The organism is Vibrio sp. 1249-1 (assembly GCF_033340495.1).
Genome location: NZ_JAWOWJ010001082.1, coordinates 1 through 538, shown reverse-complemented (window position 1 = coordinate 538; position 538 = coordinate 1). Strand labels below are relative to the sequence as shown.

The 538-nt window shown below is 49.1% G+C and carries 1 protein-coding gene; it reads right to left on the bottom strand.

All coding sequences use genetic code 11. From position 1 onward, the window contains the following. Window positions 1–538 (bottom strand): endonuclease (locus tag R7Z50_RS30585; RefSeq protein WP_318150161.1); only part of this gene is annotated, 538 nt, incomplete at both ends.

The following is a 538-nucleotide window of genomic DNA, read 5'->3' as shown; positions in this document are numbered from 1 at the left end:
GAAACTCACTGCGTCGTTGCCCGCAGGCTTCTCTGAATACATATCAAGGATGGAGCCGTCTTTCTCGTAGTAGTTATCCAAATCTGCGTCTTTTACCAAAGTCCAAATCGCTGAATAGCCACGGCTGGAGTGATTATTGATGATGTTAAACAACGCCGTTTTGAGTGCGTAGCCTGTCTTGCCAGACGCGGCTTGATAATACCCATCAACCACTGGTGGAGTCGTGGTGGTGTCACCTAACGTAAAATCAGTGGTTTCGCTTTTGGCGAACTCAGCGCCAGAAGCAAGGGTCTTGGCTCCTTCCATCAACGTGTACGAACCCGCGCCACTTCCACAACAAATGCCGTCACCATACTCATCTTGAATGGTGAACTGGTAATCACCGTCGGCTAAACACATGCTTTTTTCAACGGTGGTTGCCGACTCATAACCCTGACCAGAGAACAGTACTGCGGATTGGCTGTTTTTCAGCGTCCAACTCGTTTCAGAACCATAGTTGTCGGTCGTGAGAGTCAAGACCACTTGGTGATCACTACAG